The sequence below is a fragment of the Microvirga arabica genome (genome assembly GCF_016811235.1).
Classification (GTDB): Bacteria; Pseudomonadota; Alphaproteobacteria; order Rhizobiales; family Beijerinckiaceae; genus Microvirga; species Microvirga arabica.
Map to the genome: position 1 here is coordinate 1 of NZ_JAFBID010000142.1, position 6,982 is coordinate 6,982.

Sequence of the window (6,982 nt, forward strand, 5' to 3'; positions counted from 1 at the left end):
ATCGCCCGTTCCTGCCATCACCTCCTGCTGGAGATCTCATGCGGCTGACCTTCAGAGGCTTTGAAGTGCTATTCATCAACATCGAGGCGTCGGGCCTGAGCTCCGCTTCCTTTCCAATCGAGATCGGTTGGGTGCTCGATGATGAGGCAGGGCCTGAGAGCTTCCTCGTCAGGCCACACGCGACTTGGGACTTCGACAGCGGCTGGTCGGCGCAATCGGCGGCCATTCACGGTCTCAGGCCAGCCATGCTAGAGGCTGAGGGCCTGTCCATCGACGAGGCTTGCTCCCGCCTGGATGAGGTTACCCACGGCCGGCTCGTCGTGTCGGATGCCCCTCAGCATGATAGCTGGTGGCTCAACCGGCTCTATGCCGCGGCAGGTCAGAGGATGACTTGGCCAGTAGGCGATGTCGAGCGTCTTTATGGCGGGCTTGCCCAGGAGGCCGGGCTGGATCCGACTATGGCAGAGCGGTTGCTCACCCACATCGAGCAGATCTACCCGCATCCGCATCGGGCCGGACCCGACGCTCTCCGGCTCGCCAAAGCCGCACGGGCTCTCGCTGATCCAGAGTTCAGGCGAGGATTCCATGTGACGTGAGAGCCCCACCCTCCCGACAGTGCCCCCTGGCTTACCACTCCCGCCGACGATCCCACCACCCTCCGTCTAAACAGGAACTCGACTCATGAGCCGGACAGGAGTCAACCCGAAGGACGTCGAGCGCAGCGCGATCCTTCGCACCCCCAGTGTCAACTTGGAAATGACCCGCGGCATGGAAGGTCTGCCGACGACCAAGCCGGCCGAAGGATTTAAACCGGCCCTGCGCCACACCGGCCTTGTACCCGACGAGCCGAGCAGCCTCGCAACTTTGCTCACCCGTATTGCCCACAATCAGCTTGCCTTGGGCAGGCAGTTGGCAGAGTTGGATGTCTGGATGAACGATCATCGCTTGAGCGGCCGGACAGGCAGGCCAGATGCGATCCAATAGTGTGAACCGTCCCTCGTTGAGGAGGAGCACGCTCATCGAGAGCAAGATCTAGGAACACTTTGGATATGACGCTGATGTCCGGGGTCAACACCGATCCCTTCTCGATAGCCGCTCCATCGAGCGCCTGCCGAATTCAGCGAAGCAAGCAGATGCTCAGGAATCGGCTCACGCATGAAAGGGCCGTATATGGTCCGGAGGCCCTGCCCTATTCGGGTCATGCTCGAGCGTTTGAGCTTCGGGTCCGGAGGCCGTCTGCCTTCGCCGCTACCGCCTGATCATCCCGGCTCGGCCGAGGATTGGCGCTCTTACACCACGCCGCGGGACACGATGGGGTTGGCCAGGACCGGCTGACGCCAAAAGGCGATCCATGTCCCTGGAGCGTGAGTCACGTCGGTGCTGCGCCAAAACTGGGGTATTGGGCCCACCTGTATCCCCGCATGACTCGCAGCCGACGTGCGGCGCATTTGCGGTATTGGGCCCCATGCACTTCAAGCGTGAGTCACGAATGGACTGCTCCAAAACTGCGGTATTGGGCCCACGCTCAGAAACACTGTGACTCACGTCATGTGCATTCCCCTTCCAAACCCCAGTGTCGAGCAGTTCCGCCCTGCTTCCGTATCGTCCGCTCCGAGTTCACCGCGGTATGTGCTGGTGGATCGTGGATCCCCTCCCCTTTTCATCGTGCCAAGGTTCCATCAGACTCATCACAGGTTCAGCTTTGATTTGAGTTTTTCAGGAGTACCGATGGTTAAGACCGAGACCAAGGATCGCGCACAGATCCTTGAGGACCAGAATGATCGTCAGAGTCGGAAAAGGGCGCGCGACGAGGCACACGTAGCCCACCTTGAGGCCATTACCGCCAAGACGAGTACATATTTGACGCATCTTGACGAGCGGGATCAACGGCAAGTTGATCTCATTGCCCGATTCACAGAGCAAGTTAATCGTCTGGAGAGGCTCATGCTTGGCGAAGGGACACAAACCTCGGTGCCAGGCGCGTCCGATGTTCTCACCCTTCCAGCTGAGGTGCTCACTCAGCTGGCCATACTCAAGTGCCTGGAGAACCCTCTCCAGGAGGTTGCTTCAGATGCAAACCAACCGGAGCCCCGATTCCTGGGTTTATCGGCGATGGATTTGCTGAACATGCCAGACGAATTCCTGGGCGTCTTCGGCTTGCGGGAGACCGTTGCAAGATGGACGACCCGGATTTGGGCTGACGAGAGCGAGGTCGAGGAGCGCCTAATTCCGGAGGAACAGGCGGCTTTGGTTGATCCTGCGCCGTGGGAGCCGCCGTACGCCGACGATTCCACCGATAGCGGACCCAAGGACACGCCGGACGACCTGGATCATGTTGCCTTCGGAACCGGTGTCAACGACCAACACAGCAGTCACAGGCCGATTGAGTTCAAAGAAATGCAAGCCGCCTATTTTGCGTGGAGAGATCGGGAATGCCCGTTTGTGCCTCACACTGATGGACGGGTGCAATGGTTGAAAGAGGCGCAGTTTCCGTACGCCGGGCTTTTGTGGCGCGTGAGTTATGAGAAAGCTGAAATCCAGCCTGACCATGGAATGGTCCATCGGAACATGACATTTACATCTGATGATGGACGCACGCTGGTGGGCCTGTTGGTCAGACCCCGGCCGTCAAGAGACAGAGCGGCCTAGAACCTGTCCGACCCTGTGCCATCGAATAACACGGGAGCGATGTCGTCCATTCGCGTGACAGCATGATCGTCGCTGCAATGTGTCCCAAGGTGTTTACTTGACGTTTGGGCAAGAGAGTTCCACGCTCGTAGGATGTTTCGAAGCTGCTTGTCAGCCTGGCCGAACTGAGCCTGGTGCATTGGAGGCAGAAAGAGCATACGGACGCGTGTGGTCCGCCCGCAGCCGGAGCGTGCTGTGACGGCAAGTATTCAGATAGTATTCACGACGCATGCAGTTTTCGCACCCGGAGCGCCAGACGAGATTGCATCGAGCAACCGGCAGCCTTGCCCCCACCGGCCACGATCCTCTGGATTGTGCGCTTTGGCTTCACCCAAGGCGCGCCGGGAAAGCTTTGTAGACCCCTATTTCGTCGCACTCCGCTTTGTGAGAACCGGCAAGTGCTCCAAAACTGAGGTATTGGGCCCAGTTACCCAGTAGCGTGAGTCACACAGCGTGAGATCATGGGAAACGGGCGCTGCGGAGAAACTGAGGTATTGGGCCCAGCCTCATCTGCTCGTGAGTCACGCCTGAGATGCATCACGTTTGCGGTATTGGGCTCACTGCTTAGAGACGTGAGTCACGCAAGTTGAGAACACGGGCAAAGACCTGCTGCGGGAAAACTGCGGTATTGGGCCCACTACTATTCGGCCGTGAGTCACGAACGCGGTGCGGCACATTTGGGGTATTGGGCCCAGCATGCTCAAATTTGTCGGTCACGCACCGCTTGCGGCAAAACTGCGGTATTGGGCCCACCCAAAGCGCGCCGGAACAGCCTCGCAGAGCCCAATGTAAGAGACAGCAGTTTTGGCCGAACCGGTAGGTGCGCCAAAACTGCGTTATTGGGCCCTAAGAAATATCCTGCCCCTAAACCTCCCTCTGGACACCTTTGGTGTGGGGTCTGTTGGCTTCAGAGGTTTCCGACAGCCGCAGGCTATGACCGTCGGCGGGGTTAGGGTCATCCGGGACGTAGAATGGGGCCTGTGGCCCCTCCCGGGCCGGAAGAGGGCCCTTGAGCCTTGATCCTGCCTCGATCGGCCTCCAGGCCGCTCCTGGCGGGTTTGGGGACGCGCGCACATGAACAGCGCGTCTCCTTCTGCCGATGAAATGTATTCCGGCAGAACAAACTGATATGAATACGCTCAAGCTTAATCGCCGGGGAACACCCGCTGTTATGAGATACGCTGAGCGTCAAGCTCAGGATGTGTAATCAGGCCAAGCAAAAGAACCATGGCGTTCTGTGAACGCTCAACAGAGGGGTTTTACTTCGCCCGTATGCAGTGCGGCCGGTGAGCTGGCGAGTCCGGCCGGGGCGCCGGGGAGCCTCGGGTGTTGTCATGACAAGCAGGACTGACCCTAGGCAACGGAAGAATGGTCAGGTCGGTTTCTTTCCTCGACCTGACCATTGTCAGGTCAGGTGTTGTTGTATCCCACCGGACCTGCCCTCTTGCTCGGCCGCCCTCCGGAGGGGCAGACCGATGAGGCAAGCGGTCTGCGCCACGACGATCGAGGCTGGTGCTGGACCAGGTGGGCGGGTCACGCCTAGGCATCTCTGCCTGACCAGTCGAGGGTCGGCTGTCCTGCCCTCGTCGGCTCATCCGGATCGTCTGGGTCGGATGACGGGATCGCTGGGCTTGAGTGCATGGGCGCCTATCGCCCCAAGCCAGTGTACGACAGCGCCGTAGCGAAATCGTTGCAGGATAAGGAATTCCGGCTAAGGGTCATGTGGCTGGGAAACCGACCTTCCTATCGGCAAGGGAATGTTGAGTAGGCCGCACGGGTGACCATTTGGCCCGAACAGGACGTCCGGTCCAATCTAATCAGACCTGGCCAAGCTCAGCATGGGCATGGCAAGTTCGTATCTCGAGTGTGCTCATCGATGCGCTCTGTTGGGAGGATCCTGTGGGTGGCCGGAGGAACCAGGCGGAGGCTCCTGATGGGTCACGCGATCCGAGCTGGAGCGGCGAGGCGGGCAGACCGGACTGGCGGTGAGGGGCTGCCGTCGGACACGGGAGGTCTGGACCTGACTGGAGGAGTGGTCCGCTCGAATTCTGTGGAGAACTGACCCTCCGAGAGGTTTAGTCATGTCGCTTTATTTCGGACCGGACCAGACGTTTTACTTTGGATGGTCAGGCCGCCTGGAAATACACGTGACCACCTGCTCCATTTGTAAGGTAAGGGCTTTTTGCCCGCCCGAATGACGACCCGGCAGTCGGCAGGGTCGGGCTTTCTGAGCATCTGAGTGGGCAAAGCAGGGTGCGCCCCGATGGGATGGTGGGTCCTGCGCTTCGTTGAAGCTTGGCCATAACGATGGTAGCTTCCGGTTTAATTCGAAGGTGTGAGTCAAACTTCGCGCCTCGTAGCAGTATCGATAAGAGGCTTCGTCATGGGCGCAGCAGCGACTGGATCGGTTCCACACAACAGGGCTCGTAAGGAGGGCAAGCGCTACCGCTGGGGCGCTGAGCGACCGAGCGTGCTTGAGCGTCGTGTGCAATTCCGCAAGAAACAGATCGATGCTGAGATCGCTCAAATCAAAGCGGAAGGTGAGAAAGAGATCGCCCGCAAGGTTGCCGCGAAGGAGGCCGAGCGTCTTAAGGTGCTGGATCAAGAAGTGCTCTTAGCCGAGCATCGAGAGGACGTGCGCAAGCGGAGAACGTTTCGTGAAACGAGCAGCTACATCGTACCTAAGGGCACTTTTACCGATGAGCAGCTCGTGGAGTTCATGGCTTCTAATCCTGGGCTCAGCGAGAAAGAGGCCCGTGTCCTTTTATCGATGAGGACACAACAGGAGGAGCAGACGGATCTGTCCCGCCCTGATCCAATGCCTTCTCAGGACGGTGACGCTACTGCGCCGTCATCTATGACCGGGTCTTCTCCTGATGGAGAGCCGAAGGCGAAGCCTGTAGAGGCGGCGAAGGCTGTGCGTGAAAAGTCGAAGCCTGCGCCCATCCATATTGCAGCGTCTGTGACGATCTCATCTCCGACTGACGACGATGAGGTTAGGTCTAAAGGTACCGACTGGTCCGACTTCGATCCTGACAAATGGGTTGAGGGTCAGGATTATCCGGAAGATCGATACCGGGAAATCACAGACCGGGACGGCAATCGGGTTCTGGTTGCTCGCACGGACGAGGAGGATCTTTCCGAGACGGAAGTGTCTCCTGAGGTCCAGGCCCTGTGGGATCGAGAAGAGCAACTAAGCAAAGAGCAGCAGGAGCTTACCGCACACCATGGTCAGATCAGAATGAACTGGCCCCAGAGTGCGCTTGATAGGATGGAGGCTCTCAGACGCCAGAAGATTGCGATCGGCATTCAGCTGGAGAAACTTCTCGAAGGCTGATTGGCTGGGGTTTGTGAACGCGAGCATGAGAAAGGCCCCTCCCGGGGGCCTTCGCTTGCTTGTAATCCAATCCTTCTCCGAAAGAGGCTCTCTCCTCACCAAGTGCTCAGGTCGCGGTAGCTGTCCCTCTTCAAGAGCTGCCCCTTCCAGGGGAACCGCTTTCTCGGTCGTTTCACGGTAATCGACATTTCTCTGATCCTCTCTTAGGCGGCGATGGCAACGGCGTCGTCCTGCCAGATGCAGCAGTGGGGACCGCAGGCCCGGCAGGGCTGTTTCGGCTGGGCGGTGATGGTGGCGACCTCGGCCTCGGCGGCGTCGATCGCGGCCCAGAGGGTGGCGTGGTACCGGGCATCCGGCACCCGGCGCGGGTAGCAGCCAGTGTTCCAGCAGACTTCCCAGCGTTCGATCTTGCCGTCATCGCCGAAGATGTCTGTTCTGAGGACATAAACGATCTGGTCGCCTGGCATCCGGGAGCCGAAGTAGGTGTCGTGGCTCATGCCGGTCGAGATCCGGTCGGTCCAGATGAGCGGGGCCGGCTTGTTGAGCGATGCGGCGGTCATGCCGTTTCTCCGAATTCTTGAGGAAGCGATCGGCAAAGCGCCTCAGGCCCCGAGGTGCTCGGCATTGAGCTACCTGTTGATCTTTGCCCCCCTCCACGGCCCTGCCAAAAGCCATCAGGTTGGATCAGCTGCGATTGATCTGGACATTCAACTCGGCCTGCACGGCGTGAAGCCGGTCCCGGCAAATCTCATACGACTCCATGGCCCTGCGGGTGTCCTCCAGCAGCAGGTCGACATCAGCGGATCCGCCGCTCCGCAGCCGCTCGGCGATCGCTTGAAGAATGCCATAGTGCTTAGCGTAGAGACCCGTGGTCTTGGCTTGGCTGTTCTCAGAATTGTTCATCATCTTCATTCCTTCGTTACTTGGTAAGGGTGGTCGGATCAGCGCGGCGGACCT

General features: G+C 59.2%; 5 protein-coding genes and 1 pseudogene. 4 read left to right on the top strand and 2 right to left on the bottom strand.

From position 1 onward, the window contains the following. The 4 genes and pseudogenes from JQC81_RS31570 to JQC81_RS31585 all read left to right on the top strand — a co-directional run. Positions 1-596, top strand: a pseudogene (locus JQC81_RS31570) (hypothetical protein); the annotation flags it as partial. Positions 597-681: 85 nt separating this feature from the next. Next, complete coding sequence (locus tag JQC81_RS31575; RefSeq protein ID WP_203275724.1) at positions 682-984, top strand: hypothetical protein; 303 nt, start codon at positions 682-684, stop codon at positions 982-984. Between the two features lie 744 nt (positions 985-1,728). Next, positions 1,729-2,649: a hypothetical protein gene (locus JQC81_RS31580; RefSeq protein WP_203275725.1), complete on the top strand. Its 921-nt coding sequence runs from the start codon at positions 1,729-1,731 to the stop codon at positions 2,647-2,649. 2,422 nt (positions 2,650-5,071) lie between these two features. Beyond that, positions 5,072-6,025 carry a hypothetical protein gene (locus tag JQC81_RS31585; RefSeq protein WP_203275726.1) on the top strand — a complete coding sequence of 318 codons (954 nt, stop codon included), beginning with the start codon at positions 5,072-5,074 and terminating at the stop codon, positions 6,023-6,025. Positions 6,026-6,228: 203 nt separating this feature from the next. Here the strand turns inward: JQC81_RS31585 and JQC81_RS31590 are convergent, their stop codons facing one another. Together JQC81_RS31590 and xseB are read right to left on the bottom strand one after the other, a co-directional pair. Further along, positions 6,229-6,585, bottom strand: a complete 357-nt coding sequence (locus JQC81_RS31590; RefSeq protein ID WP_203275727.1) for a hypothetical protein — start codon at positions 6,583-6,585, stop codon at positions 6,229-6,231. 124 nt (positions 6,586-6,709) lie between these two features. Next, the coding region (gene xseB, locus JQC81_RS31595; protein ID WP_210347338.1) for an exodeoxyribonuclease VII small subunit at positions 6,710-6,982 on the bottom strand (273 nt) is incomplete at its 5' end.

Excerpts from the sequence above, each read along its gene's own strand:
- JQC81_RS31575 (WP_203275724.1), top strand. The coding sequence starts at position 682 with ATGAGCCGGACAGGAGTCAACCCGAAGGACGTCGAGCGCAGCGCGATC.
- JQC81_RS31580 (WP_203275725.1), top strand. The coding sequence starts at position 1,729 with ATGGTTAAGACCGAGACCAAGGATCGCGCACAGATCCTTGAGGACCAG.
- JQC81_RS31585 (WP_203275726.1), top strand. The coding sequence starts at position 5,072 with ATGGGCGCAGCAGCGACTGGATCGGTTCCACACAACAGGGCTCGTAAG.
- JQC81_RS31590 (WP_203275727.1), bottom strand. The coding sequence starts at position 6,585 with ATGACCGCCGCATCGCTCAACAAGCCGGCCCCGCTCATCTGGACCGAC.